This window comes from Clostridioides sp. GD02404, from assembly GCF_045898275.1.
GTDB lineage: Bacteria > Bacillota > Clostridia > Peptostreptococcales > Peptostreptococcaceae > Clostridioides > Clostridioides difficile_A.
The window spans coordinates 68,190-86,601 of record NZ_JBJOCA010000010.1 but is presented as its reverse complement, the minus strand read 5'-3'; the positions used below and the strand labels follow the sequence as shown (position 1 = coordinate 86,601).

The window sequence follows — 18,412 nt, the reverse complement described above, 5'->3', positions numbered from 1 at the left end:
GAATTTACCAGACTCAGTACAAATTGTTACAAAATAATAATCCAACTTCTAACTATATTTATTCATTTTCTAGCAAAACTGATATTTCTCAGACTTTTTGTTGAATATTCAAATAATTAATATTATAGTTATATTAAGTAATACAGTTTACTTCAAGCATAAAAAAAATTTATTCATATATCATACTTATTCCTTTCTCAATTAATTTTATGGATTTCTTAAACTCATCGACAAAATTATATTTCAACAAAATAAAACCAGGTAAAGTATTTATGAAGGGAGAATTTAAAATGAAAAAAGCTCTTAGATATCTTTTATTTTTAATTATTCTATTAAGTATGTATTTTTTAGCTGTTAAATTGAATTTTGACTTCTATTGTAAATTTGGCACTGGTTTTATGCAAGACTTTAAAAAGTTTATTTTTATTAATTTAATCTCCTCTGGTAGCATTGGTTTATTGTTAGGAACTGAATTATTTATTAAGGAGTATAAAAAAAATGGCAGTTGGTATCTTGATATTCCAAGATTAATCCTTCTCTGTCTTCCATCTTTTTTACTAACATTAATGCCTGTATTAATATTTATGTTTCCAGTTGGCAAAATTCCAATTATAGGTAATTTTATCATGCTTGACCGAATACCACTTAATATAATAATTTTCAATATATTATTTGGATACTTTTTGATAACGAGTTTTCGTAAAAAGTAATAACTAAATAACTTAAATAAAAATAGCTATCTTTAAATAAACTTTATTATTTAAAGATAGCTATTTTTTACTTAAATCTAATTATATTCTTATACTAATTTATAATCTTTTGGATTCAGTTTACTTGCTGCTGCTTCATCTACTATAACTATAGTATCTTTGTGAAGTTGAAGTATAGAACCAGGAACTTCTGGAGTTATATCTCCATAAACAGTTTTGTATACTGCATCAGCTTTTTCTTCTCCTGAAGCTAAAAGTAATATTTTTTTAGATTTTAATATTGAACCAATTCCCATACTTACAGCTTTTTTAGGGACATCTTCTCTTGATTCAAAGAATCTTGCATTAGCTTCTATTGTAGATTCTGTAAGTTCAACTACATGAGTTCTTTTTGCAAATTTATTGTCAGGCTCGTTAAAACCTATGTGAGCATTACGGCCTATTCCAAGTACTTGTACATCTATACCACCAGCTGCATCTATAGAAGCTTCATAATTTATACATTCTTCTTCAATATCATCAGACATTCCATTTGGTAGATGAGTATTCTCTAACTTTATATTTACATGATTAAATAGATTCTCTTTCATAAAATAATCATAGCTTTGGTCATTAGATACTGGTAACTTATAATATTCATCTAAATTAAAGCTTATTACGTCTGAAAAATCTACTATGTTATCGTTATATTTTTTTACTAAATCTCTATACATACCTACTGGTGTACTTCCTGTAGCTAGTCCTAATATTGAATTTGGTTTTAAAACTATTTGAGCTGCTATCATCTCAGCTGCTTTTTTACTCATTCCATCATAATCTTTACATACTAATACTCTCATCTTGTTCCTCCTAAATTTTAGCTAATACTTTAATTGATATAAATTCAATTTACTATTTTTTACGTTACTTTTACATTCTTTGAAGTTTGTTTTTATATTATATATTTTTATATACTACTTCTCCCAAACAAAGAGTCATCTTGCAATCTAAATTCTCATCAAATATAGCTATATCTGCATCCTTACCTATTTCTAGACTTCCTTTTTTGCCATTTATACCTAAAGATGTTGCAGGATTTAAAGATGCTAAATTAATAGCTTCATTCACTTTAAGATTTGTATTATCTAAGAAGTTAAATACCATTTTATTTAAAGATAATACACTTCCAGCTAATGCTCCATTTTCAAGTCTAGCTTCATTCCCCTTAACAATTACTTTCTGACCTCCAAGGGCATAATCTCCATCTTCAAGCCCACCAGCTTCTATAGAGTCTGTTATCAAAATAAGTCTTTCTTTCTCTTTATTATTCAATATAAATTGAAATAAATCTTTATTTATATGGATTGTATCTGCTATTAATTCACTATATACATTAGTTGTAAGTGCTGCACCAACAACACCTGGGTCTCTATGATTTAAACCAGTCATTGCATTAAACATATGAGTTACATTTGTTACGCCTAAGTTTATAGCTTCTTTAGCTTGCTCATAATTTGCATTACTATGACCAATAGATAATACTATATCTGTACATCTTTTTATTTCTCTAGTAAAATCAAAATCAATGTCCTTCTCTGGAGCATAAGTTATAACTTTTATAACATCTTTATATTCTTTGATAAATTCATATTTTGAATTTATTATAAATTTTTCGTTTTGTGCTCCTTTATAATTTTCATTTATAAAAGGCCCTTCTAGGTGTGCACCTAATACCTGTGCTCCTTCAAGTTTTCTATTTTGGGCTTTTTTTATAACTTCAAGCGCATCATAAACATGTTCTTTATCCATAGTCATTGTAGTTGGAAGAAAAGAAGTTACTCCATGTCTCATTATTGATTTTGAAATTATCTCAATAGATTCATCAGTAGAATCCATCGTATCTTTACCCATATTTCCATGTATATGAATATCAATAAGCCCTGGAGATATATACTTTCCATCAACATCTATAACTTCACAATTATTTGGTACACTATCTGCTATATCAATTATTTTTTCATCAAATACGAGTACTTTATTTTCCAAGATTTGATTTTTTAATATTATCTTTCCATTAATTAAACATTTCATATTATTCACCTACTCACTCAATACTATTTCATATTGATATTTATCTGTTCTAAATATTGATATGGTATATTCTATAGGATTACCTTCTCTATTATAAGAATTTCTATGAAGTTTAAGAGCCAAAGCACCTTCTTCTGTCTCCAAAAGTTTACTTTCTTCATCAGAAAGTATTATTGGTTCCATTACTTGCTCAGCTTTTTGTATCTTATAACCATATTTTTCATTTAACACTCTATATAATGAAGAATTATCTAATATCCCTTTTGTAAGACCCTTACACATTTCTTCTGATAGATATACTATTTCCAATCCAAATGGCTCTCCATCAGTATATCTAAGTCTAACAATCTTATATATATTTGTTGTATTATCACTTATTCCAAGTTTTCTTTTAACTAAATCATCAGGTAGTTCCATTTCAAAGGATAATATATCAGTCTTTATATTTACTCCCTTTTCTTTCATAACATCAGTAAAACCTTTTACGTTTGAAAACTGATATTTCTTTTTTTGCTTTGCAACAAATGTTCCTTTACCTTGTACTCTATAAAGAAGTCCTTCTGTAACTAATCCAACAATCGTTTTATTTACTGTCATACGACTTACATTTTGTATGTTGCAAAGTTCTCTTTCTGGCATTATTGCATCGCCTTCTTTAAGTTCGCCAGTTTCTATCATATTTCTTATTATTGAACTTAATTGAGTATGCAATGGTATGTTACTAGATTTATCTACTATTTTCATATAGTCACCACTTTTCGATATGGTATATACCAATTTTGGTATATACCAATTATACTTTAAAAGAAATTTTATTTCAATAGTTTTTAACTTATTTTGTAAAAATTTTAGTAAAATCTAAAGACAAAAAAGAAATTGAAGTTTATACTATATAAGAAGCTAGAGAATTGCAAAATACATAGATAACTACATTATTTATTACAAATTTCACTAATACTAATACATATACTGTGAAAAACTACTATATAAGTATATTATGGCTAAATTATAAATATAAAATGAGAGGATGATTTTGATTTGATAAACATAGGTGATTTTAATAAACTTACGGTAAAAAGAAAAACTGAATTTGGATATTTTTTGGATGGACAGACTAATAATACAAAAGACGATATACTTCTTCATAATAGACTAATTGGAAAAAATGAAATAAATATAGGTGATGAGGTAGATGTTTTCATATTTAAAGATTCTGATGATAGAACTGCTGCCACTTTAATTCCTCCTTTAGCTAAGGTTGGAGATGTAGCACACTTGAAAGTAGTTGACAATACAGATATTGGAACTTTCATAGATATGGGACTTTCTAAGGACATATTAGTTCCTTTTAAAGCTAAAACTTATCCATTATTTAGAGATGAAAAATATTTATTTTATATATATTTAGATAAAAGTAAAAGAATTGCTGCCACTACAGATATAGATTCGTATTTATCAACAGACCATACTTACAATGTTGGAGATGTTGTAACTGGAATTGTATATGGATTCCAAACTAATAATTCTGCCATGATATGTGTCGATAATAAATATGCTGGTGTAATACTTCATAATGAATACTTTACTGAATTAAAAACTGGCGATGTTCTTGAAAATTTACACGTTATAAAGGTATATGAAGATGGAAAACTAGGTCTTTCTCCTAGAGGAAATAGAAAAGATGAACTTGATACTTTAGAAAATAAAATCTTAAGTTATTTAGAAGGTTCTGATGGATATATGAGATTTAATGATAAATCTGACCCTAAAGATATTTCTATATTATTTAATTCAAGTAAAAAGAATTTTAAAAGAGCTCTTGGAGTACTTATGAAAAAAGGATTAATCTATCAAGATGAAGAAGGAACTTATTTAAAGTAGAATATTTAGATTTAAATTCTTATACTACTATATACTGATTGTAACTACATTATTTTTGTAAAAAAGTATTGAACTCAATAAAATTTGCACAATAAAAAATCGAAGTAAAAATGAAAAATATTTTCTATTTACTTCGATTTTTTAAGTTTAACTATTTAGGAGAAATACACATGGATTTAATTCAGTTAAAAATAAAAAAAGATAATTCTCTAATAAAGTACATTAAGATTATCAGAAAATTTGATAACTCCTTATCTGTTAATGTTATTAAGGAAACTTATCTTCACTAGAATTTCTGGATAATTGGCTAAAGACTCTTAATCAAATAAATCTTGAGGTAGAAAAAGACATAGCTAGAGAAATAGAGTAGAAAAAATATATTTTATACTTTGAAATTTGAGAATAATGTAGATTTAAACATACAACTCTAAACCAACAAATAGTGGTATGCTATGAAGCATACCACTTGTTATTAATATCATATTCTTCTGCATATAATTCCTTGTAAACTTACCTAATACATTATAAATAAACCTACTAATGTATGCAGAATCAATATATTTATTATTAATTTTGTATAAATTTACTTCCAACGCTTTAATGTCGGAAAGAACTTGTTCATCATTGTTCTTGCTTCATCTTCAGTCATATCCTTATTAGTTTGAATCATATGAGGTACACAAATCTCTATCATCTCTTCCATGCTTACATCAGCTGTAAATTCACCATCTTTGAAACAATAACTACAATAATCAGTACTTTTACTTCCATCTTTATTTGTCCCATATAATTCATCAGTTTGTCCCATTGGCATTGCACAACATTGGCAAAATTTAATTTCTTCCATTTTAAATCACTCCTTGTACTTTTCTTTGGCTCTTAACCATATTCAAATTATATCAATACTAATATGACATGTTTATGTCATATTAATAATAAAAAATGAAATAATTCCACTAAAATATTGTACTTTTAAGGTGATTGAAAGCTGGAATTTTAATAACTATCTTTCTTTTTTATTATGTAGGATTGTAGACTCTTTTGACATCCATTTTTTTCATAGAACTCTTCTACTCCTGGCTGTGCACCAAAATATAGCATAGTTGGGGTATTCTCTTTGGCAAGCTGAAAAAGCTTGCTACCAATGCCTTGTTTCTGATACTCTGGAAGAACAAGCAATTCTGTAATTGTTCCAAAATAATAACCATCTGAAAGAATTCGCAGACATCCTACAAGCACTTTATCATTATAAGCAGTTATATTCAAAGTTTTTGATAATGCAGTCTGTGTTTCATCCATATCATAATCTCCTGGCCATATCCTATTGACGAATGGTATAAACATTGAGGCATTAAGTTCTTGGTCATTAACTTTATATTCCATTATCTCTTGCACCTCCATAAATTTAAATTTATTAATTTATAATATTAACATTATATCATTCCCACATAGACACAACAATAAAAATCAGCATGCCTACATTTTCTAACACGTTTAATCATAAAGATATGTATGTAAAGGTAAGGATATATCAGTATAAGCCTATAATAAAAATGCCCCTATATCCGATAAAATAAGGATATATGAGCATATAAAAATTTATATTCTATTTACTTTAGTTTTTATTGCTGCTTCTTTAACTGCTTCAGCAACATTTTTTACAACATTTTTATTAAATACATCTGGTAATATATATTCAGGGCATATCTCTTCATCGCTTATAGTATTGGCGATTGCATATGCAGCAGCTATCTTCATCTCTTCATTAATCTCTTTAGCCTTAACATCAAGTGCTCCTCTAAATATTCCAGGGAAAGCCAAGACATTATTAACTTGATTAGGGAAATCTGAACGACCTGTTCCCATTATGAATGCTCCCCCTAGTTTTGCGTCTTCTGGCATTATCTCTGGAGTAGGGTTTGCCATTGCTAGTATTATTGGCTTTTCAGACATACTTTCAACCATTTCCTTTGTAAGAGCTCCTGGACCTGAAACACCTATAAATACATCTTTTCCTTTTATAATGTCTTTTAAAGAACCTTTTTCATTTCTTATATTGGTTACTTCTAACATTTCTTTCTGAACATAATTTAGATTTTCTATACTAGCCTCTAATGCACCACTTCTATCACATAATATTATATTTTTAACATTCATATTAAGTAGTATCTTTGCTATAGCTATACCAGCAGCTCCTGCTCCATTTATTACTATCTCTAAATCTTCTATTTTTTTATTTTCAATTAATTTTATTGAATTTATTATAGCCGCTGCAACAATTATTGCTGTTCCATGTTGGTCATCATGAAATACAGGTATACCTAAAGATTTTTTTAGTCTTTCTTCTATCTCAAAGCACCTTGGAGAAGATATGTCTTCCAAATTTATTCCTCCAAATACTGGTTCCATCAATTCAATAGATTTAACTATCTCATCTACATCATTAGTCTTTAGACATATAGGAAAGGCATCTACATTTGCAAATTGTTTAAATAATATAGCCTTACCTTCCATAACAGGTATAGATGCTTCTGCTCCAATATCACCCAATCCTAGTACAGCACTTCCATCACTAACTACTGCTACTAGATTTCCTTTAGAAGTATATCTATAAACATCTTCTTTATTTTCATGTATTTTTAAACAAGGCTCTGCAACTCCTGGCGTATATGCTGTTGATAAATCATCCTTATTTTTAATTTCCACCTTGCTCTCTACACTTATTTTTCCTTTATTGATTTCATGCATTTCTAATGCCAATTTTGCATAATCCTTAGACATCAATTTTCCTCCTTAAATTATATACAACTATTTTTTAATCTTGATATTCATATAAATTTATAAACTTTATTTGCATTCATAAAGTGCTCGACCTTGCTCATATATATTATTTCCATAACTATCTATAGCTACTGTAAGCTTAAGGTCTTCTACTACAATCTTTCTCATAGCTTCTGCTCCTAAATCTTCATATGCAATAATTTCACATGATTTTATTGAATTTGAAATATATGCCCCAGCTCCACCTATTGCAGCAAGGTAAACTGCTCCATATTTTTGCATCCCTTCTATGACTTCATCACTTCTTTTTCCTTTACCTATCATAAGTCTAAGACCTCTTTCTAAAAGAGGTATAGTCAAGTCATCCATTCTATAGCTAGTTGTTGGACCAGCAGCTCCTATAACTTCTCCTGGCTTTGTAGGAGTCGGTCCTACATAATATATTCCTTGACCATATACATCAAAAGGCAATTCCTCACCTTTATTTATACAATCTATCAGCCTTTTATGAGCAGCATCTCTTGCTGTATAAAGTATACCACTCAAACTAATAGTATCTCCACAATTTAATTTAGCTATATCAATTTCACTTACAGGTGTAGTTATTTTTATCATTTTATTTTCCTCCTAAATTACTACCTTCTTATGTCTTGATGCATGGCAGTTTATATTTACAACAACAGGAAGACCTGCTATATGTGTAGGAAAAGTCTCTATATTTAAGCCTAAAGCTGTTGTAGTTCCACCCAATCCTTGAGGCCCTATACCAAGCTTATTAATAGATGCTAATAATTCACTCTCAAGTTTAGCTATATTTTCATCTTTATTAAATTCTCCGAGTTCTCTAAAAAGTGCCTTTTTAGCTATTTGAGCACATTTATCCACAGTTCCTCCTATACCAACTCCAATTACCATAGGAGGACATGGGTTAGGTCCAGCTTCTGAAACTGTATCTATTATGAATTTTTTAATACCTTCTAAACCATCTGAAGGTTTTAACATTTTCATCTTGCTCATATTTTCACTTCCAAATCCCTTAGCTGCAAACTCTATTTTAACCTTATCACCCTTTACCATCTCATAATGGATAATAGCTGGTGTATTATCTTTTGTATTCACTCTGCTAATAGGACTTACAACAGACTTTCTTAAGTATCCTTCTTCATACCCCTGTCTTACTCCCTCATTTATAGCATCAGTAAGTGTATCTCCTTCAATTACAACATCTTGTCCTAATTCAACAAAAAATACAGCCATACCAGTATCTTGGCATATTGGTATATTTTTTTCTTTTGCTATTTCAGCATTTTCAACTAATATATTTAATATATTTTTTCCAACTTCACTCTTTTCACTTTTAGCTCTTTCTTTTATACAACTTAGAACATCTTCTCCTAAATATAGACTTGCTTCTATACAAAGTTTTTTTACATGTTCAACAATTTGTTCAGATTTTATTTTCCTCAATCGAACATCCCTCCATTACTTTATAAAAAATATTCGTGATTACACTTACACTTTACCATTATTCTTAAAATTTCTCAATATTTTTGTATAATTACATATAAGCAACTGAATATTTATTTAAGAGTTATTATTAATGTTATAAACAATATATATCCTATTATTAAGCACATAATCTCTATATTTTATATGTAATGCTTATTTTTTTATTACATCTACAAATTCTACCTGTATAAGCTTTTGTAAATCAAATGGTGACAGCTCTATTTGATAGCCTATTTTTCCTGCACTCACAATAATCGTCTCCAGATTTTTTGCACTTTCATTTACAAAAGTTCTATAAAGCTTTTTCATACCTATAGGAGAACATCCTCCTCTAATGTATCCTGTAAACTTATTTATATCTTTTACATGAATCATCTCCACACTTTTCTCTTTAGCTACCTTTGCGGCCTTTTTTAGGTCCAAATTTTCATGTACTGGTATTACATATACATATATATTCTTACTAACTCCTTGAGTTACTAGAGTCTTATACACTTCATTTACATCTCTTCCTATATCATGTGCTACCTCAACACCATCTACATGTTCACTTTTCACTTCATAAGACATTACTTTATAATCAATCTTATTTGAATCTAATATTCTCATAGCATTAGTCTTAACCATACATTCACTTCCCTTTTATAAAATACGAACATTACACATCTTTTCGAATATTCTGTACTATTTTAACGCAGCCTTATAGATTTTAAATAAGTATATTTTAAAATGACAATATTATTATAACTCTATATCAACTTCAAGACTTCATTTTTTTCCAATTCATTAGAATTTTTTAATATTTTTTTTATTCTAATTGGAGAATCTCCTAAAATGAATATTCTATCTGCTAAAAATAATGCTTCCTCTATATTATGAGTTACAAATAATACAGTTCTCTTTTCTTTTTTTAGTATCTTTTTAAAATTATCCATTATAATTTGTGTATTCTTTACATCAATAGATTTAAAAGGTTCATCCATTATAATATTTTTTGATGGGTATATAAACGCTCTGGCAATGTTTACTCTTTGTCTAAGACCACCACTAAGCATTTGTGGATAGAACTTTTTATATTCGCTAATTCCAACTAATTCTAAATACTCATCACAAATTTTATTTAGTTGAACCTTATTATAGTATCTATTTACGACTATCTTTATATTTTCTTCTACTGTTAACCAGTCTATAAGTCTATCATCTTGAAATATATAACTAGCTTCTAATTTATTTTCTACTCTATTCAATTCTTCTTTGATACTTAGATTGTCAGTATCATTTTTAATAATTCCACTTATTATGTTCAAAAGTGTAGTTTTTCCACAGCCAGATTTTCCAAGAATACAGTTAACCTCATTAACATAAAAATCAATATTAAAATTTTCAAATATAATACGATTGTCATACCTTTTATTTATATTTTCAATACTCAACTTTATCTTTTCCATAAAAAAGCTCTCCTTGCTAAAAACTTTTGAGTTATTTGTAAAATGGCAGAAATTAATAGAACGATAATTATCCATGCAAATATTCCAGATGTATTAAAATTAATTTTTTCAGTCTGTATCATAGTTCCAATACCATATGTAGGTTGACTATAGACCTCTCCTGCTATAGCAACTTTCAAGCTCAAAGAAAATGTTGACACTAGTATAGATATAATTTGAAATTTTATAGCTGGCAAATAAATTTTTAGTACCTTATCTATAAATCTTATTTTATATACACTTGCCATTTCTAATAGATTCTTATCTATATTAAATATAGCACCTAAAACGTTATCATATAATATAGGAAAAACTATAGCAAATCCAACTATAAAAGGCGTGCTATCTTTTTCAAACCAAATAAGTGCAAGTACTACCAATATCATAGTTGGTATTGAACGTGCTAAAGCATTAATTGGTTTTAATAAGTTTCTAAAAAATCTACTTAAATAGGACATTATTGACAATATAATAGCAAAAACCATAGCAAATAAAAAACTAAAAAAACATCTTCCCATAGAATAAAGTATGTCTATATAGAAATTAGAATTAAGTATGATTTCTTTAATACTATTAAATACTTGAACTACTGTTGGCAAAAAGATATCATTATCAATTTTCAAAGCAATAATTTGCCATAAAAATAAGAGGATAACACAAGAAAGTGTTACCTCTAATTTATCTATAAATTGTTCTTTATTTTTTTTATTTTTCAACAGAGTATATTGCTTCATCAGGTACTTTGCCTCCTAATGTCTTATCATCAAAATCAGCCAATTTATCATAGTAGTTTTTGTAGTCTTCAAGCATATCTTTAACTGGAATATATTTTAAATTAGCTCTTTCAAGAGCTTTTCCTATTATCTTTGATTCAGTAGATATTTTTATTTTTTCAGAATATGCACCTAATTCTTCAGGATTTTTATTTGCCCAATCTATACTATTTGATAATTGACCTACAAAAGAATCAACAAAATCTTTATTATCTCTTAAGAACTCAGATTTTACAATTAATGTAGATTGTGGATAGCCCCCTTTTGAGATACTCATTTCCTTCCATGAGTCATTTAAACTTTTTATGATTTTTATATCTGGATTTTTAGACATCAAAGCACTAAGTGCAGGTTCTGGAACAATACCTGTTGTAATTTTACCAGTAGCCAATAATGGTACTAATTCACTTGCTGAATTCACATAATTGAACTTTATATCTGAAGAACTTATACCCTTTTGCAATAAAATACTCTTCATAGTTATATCTGGAGTAAGCCCTTTACCTGTACATCCAACTTCTTTACCAAGCAAATCAGAATAGTCTTTTATATTTTCTGTTGATACTAAATAAAGTGAACCCATTCCTACAGTACCAACGATATTATATGATGAAGTTTTATTATATGCTATTGCAGCCATATTTGATGGAACTATAGCTATATCTACATCTTTTTTCATCACTCTCGTAGAGATTGCCTCTGGTGTCTTCTCAATACTATACTCTGTTTCATATCCCTCTTTAATTTCTGGATTTTCATTTGCAAGTTTAGCTATTGCTACTGCTGGTAATCCATCTGGAACAGCTACTTTTACTTCTTTAACAACTGATAACTCTTTTTTTGGAGATTTACTTTGCTCTGATGAACATCCTACCAAAAAAGTCACACCGAATACTACTAATAATATTATAGAAATATACTTTTTCATCTTTTCCTCCCAAAGCTAACATCTTATAAAATAATTATATTTATTTATATTAATTTCTGTTAATTTATCGAATTATCCTTCTTATTTAAATCTTTTTATTTATATTATCTTCTAATATCTTTTCTTTTTCTTAGTTGAACTTTTTTGTTGATTCTTATTAGTTTTGTTATTTGTATTGGCTCTTTTATTTTTATTTACACCTTTAGATGTATTTTTCTTAGAATTATTTCTATTAAAATAAGGCTTCTCATCTCTTGGCTTTATCAAACATCTATGCCCAAAACCAATTAAGTCTTCTCTCCCAGCTTCTACTAATGCAGAATATACTAATTCATAATTTCTAGGTGCTCTATACTGTAATAAAGCCCTTTGCATTGCCTTGTCACGTTTTGCTTTAGGTACATAAACTGGCTGCATTGTAAGTGGGTCTATACCTGTATAAAACATTGTCGTAGATAGAGTTCCAGGCGTAGGATAAAAGTCTTGAACCTGCTCTGGTTGATAATGAGTATCCCTTAAATACTCAGCTAACTCTATAGCACTATTTAATGTTGAACCAGGATGGCTAGACATTAAGTATGGTATTAAATATTGCTTTTTACCCAATTCTTCATTTATAGCAAAAAACTTCTGTCTAAACTTATCATAAGTTTTTCCTGCTGGTTTTTGCATATATTTTAAAACTTCTTCTGATATATGCTCTGGTGCTACCTTCAATTGACCACTTACATGATGCTCTATCAATTCTCTAAGGAACTTATTGTTTTTATCTGCCATTACATAATCATATCTGATACCAGAACGCACAAATACTTTTTTTATTTTAGGTAATTTTCTTACTGCTCTAAGTAAATGTAGATACTCACTATGGTCTGCATCTAAATTTTTACATGGTGATGGTGATAGACATTGTCTATTTTTACAAGCACCTTTAGTAATTTGTTTATTACATGCTGGCCTTCTAAAATTAGCTGTTGGCCCCCCAACATCATGTATATATCCTTTAAAATCATCTAAATTTGTTATTCCTATTGCTTCATCAATAATTGATTTTTCACTTCTACTTTGAACTGCTCTCCCTTGATGAAATGTTATTGCACAAAATGAACAACTTCCAAAACATCCTCTTGAGCTTACTATACTAAATTTAACTTCTTCTATCGCTGGTATACCACCAAATTTTTCATATACAGGATGGTATGTTTTTTGATATGGTAAACCATATACTTCATCTAACTCTTCTCTGCTAAGAGGCTTTTCTGGCTTATTCTGTACTAAATACTTACTTCCTTGAGGTTGAACAATTACATTTCCTCTAAATGGGTCTTGCTCATCATATTGAATTTTAAAAGCCTCTACATATTTCATTTTGTCTTCACATATTTCTTTATATGATGGAATTAATATATATTTATCATATATTTCATCCAAAGTGTCTGCAACATAACATGTCCCATCAATATGTCTAATATATTTTGGGTCATATCCATCATTAAGTGCATTGGCCACCTCTACAATCTGCTTTTCACTCATACCATAAACTAATAAATCAGCACCACTATCTATTAACATAGATTTTCTAACCTTATCACTCCAATAATCATAGTGTGCAAATCTTCTTAAACTGGCCTCAATACCACCTATGATTATTGCAACATCGCTATATGCTTCTCTTATTTTATTGCAATAAACTATAGTCGCTCTATCTGGTCTATAACCCATTTTTCCACCTGGAGAATACATATCTTTATCTCTGTGTTTTTTACTAACAGAATAATGGTTAACCATTGAATCCATATTTCCTGCATTAACTAAGAACCCAAGTCTAGGCTTTCCTAACCTCATAAAGTCGTCTGTAGTCTTCCAATCTGGTTGTGCTATTATTCCAACCTTATATCCAGCATTCTCTAAAACCCTAGATATTATTGCTGTCCCAAAACTATGATGGTCTACATATGCGTCTCCTGTAACTAGAACAAAATCTAATTCTTCCCATCCTCTATCTATCATGTCTTGTTTACTTATTGGTAAAAACTTATTTTCCATATTATCACCTGCTCAATATATATTTAACAAATATTTTTCATACAAAAGTATCTTTTTATTTTGTTCTTAACGCTTAATTATATCACAAAAAATACTTAAAACCACAACTTAAATAATTTATATAGACATTTTAAGTCTAATAAATTTAAATTGTGATTTTAAGTAAATTCATAATACTATATTTTAAACATTTTCTTCAGGCTCAAAACTACTTACTTCATTCCCAAATATTAAGCATGCATCTTTGCCATCAAACCATTTCAGAGTAGTTGTAGTTATATTTGCATTTATATCAAATTTTTTATTACGCATAAATGATTTACAAGTATCACTGCTATCTTTTAAATGCCTCATAGGACATTTTTTACAAGGTTTGTTTTGATTGTTTAAGATTGCCTTATAACATAAATCCCCTATATGAGTATTTGGTGCTGACTCAAGCATTTTTTTATTTATAAATAACAATTCATAAGTATTTCTATCAACAACATACGCCCATATATCCATATTGTCCATTACAGACTTTTGAATCTTTAAAGACTCTTCTAGCTTGTTTTGTATACGCATTTTTAATAAAAACATACTAAGTGTTTTAGATATAAAGGTTAGTGTATTTACTTCATCACTAGTCCACATACGATTATATGAACATTCATCAAAACCTACAAAACCTCTAAATTCATCACCCTCCAAAATTTTGCATTGTAATATTGAACGTATATCTTGTGGCTTAAGTATTTTTTTCTCATCACTACCCAAACTATCAATATCATTACAATAAAATAATCCATCTGCATTAAAGTTTAAAAGATAATTGCCTAAATCATCATAATAAATATTTTTAAGGTTATCAATTTCTGAACTTATCCCCTCATTGCACCATTCAAATGTATTCTTACAAGCTAAATTATCATCTGAGTTTTCAAATATATAGACACGACTTACATTAAAATGCCTACCTACAATATCTAGAATTAAGTTTACTGCCATTTCTATATCGTTTGATTCATATAGTATATCAAATATATAGTTTGTTATATGTTCTTTAAAAGTCCTATCTATATTGACATTTTCATACGTATTTCTTGTATTAGTTATATATTGTGCTTTATCAATTCTTTTATCATATAATGTATAACAATTTTTACCTTTTCCTTTAGCTGAATAAAGAGCTATGTCTGCACGTCTAAATAACTGCATATAGTCCAGACCATCTTGTGGAAATCTAGCAATCCCTACACTTAAGGATATCTTATAATTGTTTCCTGCCCCTACAAAAGACCTTTCAAAGGCTTTAACCAATTCTTCAGCTTTATTTATAATATCTCTTATTTCAGAAACGTCTTTCATAAAAACAATAAACTCGTCTCCACCAATTCTTCCTACTATATCAGATGCCCTAAATAAATTAATTAAATCACTTGCAATTTCACTTAACACAGCATCCCCATATAAATGCCCTAAATTGTCATTTATTCCTTTAAAATCATCAATATCAATAATCATTAAAGCACCTTTTCTTTTTTTATCTAATGTTATGTACTCTTCTATAAGCGATTGAGATGCTTTTTTATTATATAAGTCTGTCAAAGGGTCTTTTTCTGCCCTTTCTTTCAATTTTTCAGCTTCTCGCTTTACCTCATCAATATCAGTCAAACTCCCTACAACCTTATAAGGCATTCCATTATCATCAAAAAGTGTTGTTGCCTTTATGCTAAACCAGGCATAAGTAGTATCCCTAATTCTAAGTCTAATTTCACACTCTTCATATTCACTACCTTCTGAAGTAAGTTTAATTAATGAAATAAATTTATCCATATCATCCTGATATATATCTACTGATTTAATTAGATTTTTTGTTGCATTTTCGGTTATAGGGTCATAGCCAAACTTATTATACCAGTTTGGTGAAATATTCATTTGGTCTTTTTCTATATCCCATTCTACTATGATATTTTGAGTCTGTTTTATAATAATCTCATGACGTTCTTCACTTTTTTTAAGCTGTTGTTCTAATAGTTTAGCAGAAGTAATATCTACAATAACACTACATAATACAGATTTCCCATCTTCATAAACTATTTTTCTACCTTTTAATAAAATCCATATAATAGTTCCATCCCTTTTCTCTATTCTTTGTTCACTCGCAAATGTATCACTTATTTTGAGTTGTTCATTAATACTATCAATAAGTCCTCTTCTATCATCTTTAAAAATCAGTTTTATTAATTTATTATTTAGTTCGTCTTTCAGTTGTTTACGTGTATATCCAATCATATTTAAATATCCTTCATTTAAATATATACTGTCAAAATCATCATTTATCTCAGTTATAACTATACCACCAACAATATTATTATTAATAGCTTCTATTTCAAATCGTTTTGAATTTAGCTCTTCTTGTGTCTTTTTAAGTTCTGTTATATCAGTTAAAACTCCCTGAATACACTCATTTCCTTTGTTATCCTTTATAGATTTACTTCTCTCTAAAATCCAAATTATACTTCCATCTTTTTTTACAATTCTATATTCAACTTCAATTTTATCTTGTTTTTCTAACTGATTTAGGATAGTACGATTAAACTTGTCTATATCTTCTTTGTAAATCATATCTTTAAATTTATTTTTAAATATTCTATTTAAATCTTCATCAGAGTAACCTGTAAGTTCTAGAAACCCTTGACTTACATATGACATAGTCATATATTCATCTTTCAGACAGTTTTTAACACCTCCTAGTATATTATCTGTAAGTGCTTTAAACTTTTCTTTTTCGTTTATAATGACCCTAGTATTATTATTTATAATGTAGGCTATGTATACTATGAAAATCAATATAACTAGTAGTATTTCCAATGCGAATATATATACATCATAAGATATATTTTCTGACTGAATAGACACTATTTCATTTGGTACAACAGAAAAAACATACCAATCATTAATCCCAAGTGGTCGATAATTTAGCATAAATTTCTCATTATCTAAATTATAATTAGAATATCCCGATTTATCATTTTTCATATTTTCTTTTATGGTTTTTATACAATCTACTTCATTACAATTATCTTTGTTGAAAAGTTTAAATATACAGGATATCATTTTACTATTTGTACTTTGAGCAATTATATCTCCATTTTTTTTTGCAACAAAAACATCTGCCTTTTCATCAAATGCTGATAATCCTAATAATTCATTTAACTTTGTTGAATCATAAATTCCACTTAAAACACCCACTATTTTCCCACTTTTATAAATGGGTGCTGATAAAACTATTATTTCTTTTTTATCGATACTAGATTTTAAAGGCTCTGATATATTCCTTTCCCCATTCTTAGCTTTTTTAAAGTAATCTCTATCTTGAATATTACTGATGATTCCATCATTAGAATAACTTTTTCCATCCAATCTAGAAACAGTCATACTAGTTAAAGAACTTCGATTTACACTAGAATCCATTAAATCAATTACCATTTCATCATTTATATTGTTCAAATTTCCAATAAAATTAGCAATAGATTCAAGCATGTCAAATTGACCACTAAGTTTTGTCTTGAGATTAATTATATTATGTTCTGTAAACTCGGACAAATATGTATGTGTGGTTTCCTTTAACTTATTATCTAATTTAAACTTGAACTTAAAAATAGCACCACCCGTTAAAATAATTATAATAATAAACAAGATACTAATACCTAATATTCTTGGCTTTAGTCTGTTAATCATACTCACATCCTCATTATATAATTATGTTATTTAATTCTTCAGTAGGAAATTATCTTAAAATAGAAAAAATATTTAACTAAAACCGAGTATTCTTTATTCATTTTGCAAACATTTGCATTCATTCCTATTTTTAAGATTTTTTAATAAATATTTTATTTCTTCCTATATTAGAATTAAACAACATACTTTCAGATTTATTTATAAAACCTTGGTTCATACTTTACTCTTAATAAATATTAAGAACTCTAACTCTATTTTTAATTTATCAAAACTGATAATGTAATATATTCATTATTATTCATTCCTTTTCTAATTAATTACTATCCCCTTAATTTCATACAAAAAAAATAATATGTATTATCGGATAATAATTCTAGCATAACATTATAATGTCCTTTTATTTTTTCATTTTTATAAGTGTGAAAATATAATTTATTATTATAAAACATAAATTTTCATTCTAAATTATAACATAGAATACTACTATCTATATATTAAAAT

At 28.0% G+C, this 18,412-nt stretch carries 16 protein-coding genes; 2 read left to right on the top strand and 14 right to left on the bottom strand.

The annotated features are described in order from the left end of the window. Positions 1 to 290 precede the first annotated feature (290 nt). Positions 291 to 710, top strand: coding sequence for a hypothetical protein (locus Q3287_RS08145; RefSeq protein ID WP_407963838.1), 420 nt, complete (start codon positions 291 to 293; stop codon positions 708 to 710). Between the two features lie 89 nt (positions 711 to 799). On the opposite strand, the gene nagB is transcribed toward Q3287_RS08145, so the two are convergent. The 3 genes from nagB to Q3287_RS08130 all read right to left on the bottom strand — a co-directional run bounded on the left by nagB (position 800) and on the right by Q3287_RS08130 (position 3,524). Beyond that, positions 800 to 1,549, bottom strand: coding sequence for a glucosamine-6-phosphate deaminase (gene nagB / locus Q3287_RS08140; protein WP_407963837.1), 750 nt, complete (start codon positions 1,547 to 1,549; stop codon positions 800 to 802). 97 nt (positions 1,550 to 1,646) lie between these two features. Then, the gene (gene nagA, locus Q3287_RS08135) at positions 1,647 to 2,780 is read right to left on the bottom strand and encodes an N-acetylglucosamine-6-phosphate deacetylase (protein ID WP_407963836.1); all 1,134 of its coding nucleotides are present in this window, start codon (positions 2,778 to 2,780) and stop codon (positions 1,647 to 1,649) included. A gap of 9 nt (positions 2,781 to 2,789) precedes the next feature. Further along, complete coding sequence (locus tag Q3287_RS08130; RefSeq protein WP_054269552.1) at positions 2,790 to 3,524, bottom strand: GntR family transcriptional regulator; 735 nt, start codon at positions 3,522 to 3,524, stop codon at positions 2,790 to 2,792. A gap of 294 nt (positions 3,525 to 3,818) precedes the next feature. Here Q3287_RS08130 and Q3287_RS08125 point away from each other — a divergent pair, with 294 nt between their 5' ends. Continuing rightward, positions 3,819 to 4,661 carry a S1 RNA-binding domain-containing protein gene (locus Q3287_RS08125; protein ID WP_054269551.1) on the top strand — a complete coding sequence of 281 codons (843 nt, stop codon included), beginning with the start codon at positions 3,819 to 3,821 and terminating at the stop codon, positions 4,659 to 4,661. Between the two features lie 583 nt (positions 4,662 to 5,244). On the opposite strand, the gene Q3287_RS08120 is transcribed toward Q3287_RS08125, so the two are convergent. The 11 genes from Q3287_RS08120 to Q3287_RS08070 all read right to left on the bottom strand — a co-directional run bounded on the left by Q3287_RS08120 (position 5,245) and on the right by Q3287_RS08070 (position 17,911). Then, on the bottom strand, positions 5,245 to 5,508 hold the full coding sequence (locus tag Q3287_RS08120) for a zinc ribbon domain-containing protein (RefSeq protein ID WP_054276162.1): 264 nt from the start codon (positions 5,506 to 5,508) through the stop codon (positions 5,245 to 5,247). A 149-nt stretch (positions 5,509 to 5,657) separates the two neighbouring features. Further along, positions 5,658 to 6,044: a GNAT family N-acetyltransferase gene (locus Q3287_RS08115; RefSeq protein ID WP_054269549.1), complete on the bottom strand. Its 387-nt coding sequence runs from the start codon at positions 6,042 to 6,044 to the stop codon at positions 5,658 to 5,660. Between the two features lie 216 nt (positions 6,045 to 6,260). Further along, positions 6,261 to 7,442: an NADP-dependent malic enzyme gene (locus tag Q3287_RS08110; protein WP_407963835.1), complete on the bottom strand. Its 1,182-nt coding sequence runs from the start codon at positions 7,440 to 7,442 to the stop codon at positions 6,261 to 6,263. Between the two features lie 66 nt (positions 7,443 to 7,508). Continuing rightward, a complete protein-coding gene (locus Q3287_RS08105) occupies positions 7,509 to 8,057 on the bottom strand; it encodes a Fe-S-containing hydro-lyase (protein ID WP_407963834.1) in 549 nt (182 codons plus the stop codon). 12 nt (positions 8,058 to 8,069) lie between these two features. Further along, positions 8,070 to 8,909, bottom strand: a complete 840-nt coding sequence (locus tag Q3287_RS08100; RefSeq protein ID WP_054269546.1) for a fumarate hydratase — start codon at positions 8,907 to 8,909, stop codon at positions 8,070 to 8,072. Positions 8,910 to 9,104: 195 nt separating this feature from the next. After that, on the bottom strand, positions 9,105 to 9,578 hold the full coding sequence (gene ybaK, locus Q3287_RS08095) for a Cys-tRNA(Pro) deacylase (protein WP_054269545.1): 474 nt from the start codon (positions 9,576 to 9,578) through the stop codon (positions 9,105 to 9,107). A gap of 122 nt (positions 9,579 to 9,700) precedes the next feature. Next, the gene (locus Q3287_RS08090) at positions 9,701 to 10,399 is read right to left on the bottom strand and encodes an ABC transporter ATP-binding protein (protein WP_054269544.1); all 699 of its coding nucleotides are present in this window, start codon (positions 10,397 to 10,399) and stop codon (positions 9,701 to 9,703) included. Continuing rightward, complete coding sequence (locus Q3287_RS08085; RefSeq protein ID WP_407963833.1) at positions 10,387 to 11,172, bottom strand: ABC transporter permease; 786 nt, start codon at positions 11,170 to 11,172, stop codon at positions 10,387 to 10,389. The genes Q3287_RS08090 and Q3287_RS08085 overlap by 13 nt, the downstream gene beginning before the upstream one ends. Then, positions 11,144 to 12,139, bottom strand: coding sequence for an ABC transporter substrate-binding protein (locus Q3287_RS08080; protein WP_054276158.1), 996 nt, complete (start codon positions 12,137 to 12,139; stop codon positions 11,144 to 11,146). Before Q3287_RS08080 ends, Q3287_RS08085 begins: the two co-directional genes overlap by 29 nt. Before the next feature lie 111 nt (positions 12,140 to 12,250). Further along, on the bottom strand, positions 12,251 to 14,185 hold the full coding sequence (locus Q3287_RS08075) for a YgiQ family radical SAM protein (protein WP_407963832.1): 1,935 nt from the start codon (positions 14,183 to 14,185) through the stop codon (positions 12,251 to 12,253). Between the two features lie 183 nt (positions 14,186 to 14,368). After that, complete coding sequence (locus Q3287_RS08070; protein ID WP_407963831.1) at positions 14,369 to 17,911, bottom strand: diguanylate cyclase domain-containing protein; 3,543 nt, start codon at positions 17,909 to 17,911, stop codon at positions 14,369 to 14,371. Positions 17,912 to 18,412 lie beyond the last annotated feature (501 nt).

What these genes read in the sequence shown, in the direction of transcription:
- Q3287_RS08145 (WP_407963838.1), top strand. Translation starts at nt 291, where the DNA reads ATGAAAAAAGCTCTTAGATATCTTTTATTTTTAATTATTCTATTAAGT.
- nagB (WP_407963837.1), bottom strand. Translation starts at nt 1,549, where the DNA reads ATGAGAGTATTAGTATGTAAAGATTATGATGGAATGAGTAAAAAAGCA.
- nagA (WP_407963836.1), bottom strand. Translation starts at nt 2,780, where the DNA reads ATGAAATGTTTAATTAATGGAAAGATAATATTAAAAAATCAAATCTTG.
- Q3287_RS08130 (WP_054269552.1), bottom strand. Translation starts at nt 3,524, where the DNA reads ATGAAAATAGTAGATAAATCTAGTAACATACCATTGCATACTCAATTA.
- Q3287_RS08120 (WP_054276162.1), bottom strand. Translation starts at nt 5,508, where the DNA reads ATGGAAGAAATTAAATTTTGCCAATGTTGTGCAATGCCAATGGGACAA.
- Q3287_RS08115 (WP_054269549.1), bottom strand. Translation starts at nt 6,044, where the DNA reads ATGGAATATAAAGTTAATGACCAAGAACTTAATGCCTCAATGTTTATA.
- Q3287_RS08110 (WP_407963835.1), bottom strand. Translation starts at nt 7,442, where the DNA reads ATGTCTAAGGATTATGCAAAATTGGCATTAGAAATGCATGAAATCAAT.
- Q3287_RS08105 (WP_407963834.1), bottom strand. Translation starts at nt 8,057, where the DNA reads ATGATAAAAATAACTACACCTGTAAGTGAAATTGATATAGCTAAATTA.
- ybaK (WP_054269545.1), bottom strand. Translation starts at nt 9,578, where the DNA reads ATGGTTAAGACTAATGCTATGAGAATATTAGATTCAAATAAGATTGAT.
- Q3287_RS08090 (WP_054269544.1), bottom strand. Translation starts at nt 10,399, where the DNA reads ATGGAAAAGATAAAGTTGAGTATTGAAAATATAAATAAAAGGTATGAC.
- Q3287_RS08085 (WP_407963833.1), bottom strand. Translation starts at nt 11,172, where the DNA reads ATGAAGCAATATACTCTGTTGAAAAATAAAAAAAATAAAGAACAATTT.
- Q3287_RS08080 (WP_054276158.1), bottom strand. Translation starts at nt 12,139, where the DNA reads ATGAAAAAGTATATTTCTATAATATTATTAGTAGTATTCGGTGTGACT.
- Q3287_RS08075 (WP_407963832.1), bottom strand. Translation starts at nt 14,185, where the DNA reads ATGGAAAATAAGTTTTTACCAATAAGTAAACAAGACATGATAGATAGA.
- Q3287_RS08070 (WP_407963831.1), bottom strand. Translation starts at nt 17,911, where the DNA reads ATGATTAACAGACTAAAGCCAAGAATATTAGGTATTAGTATCTTGTTT.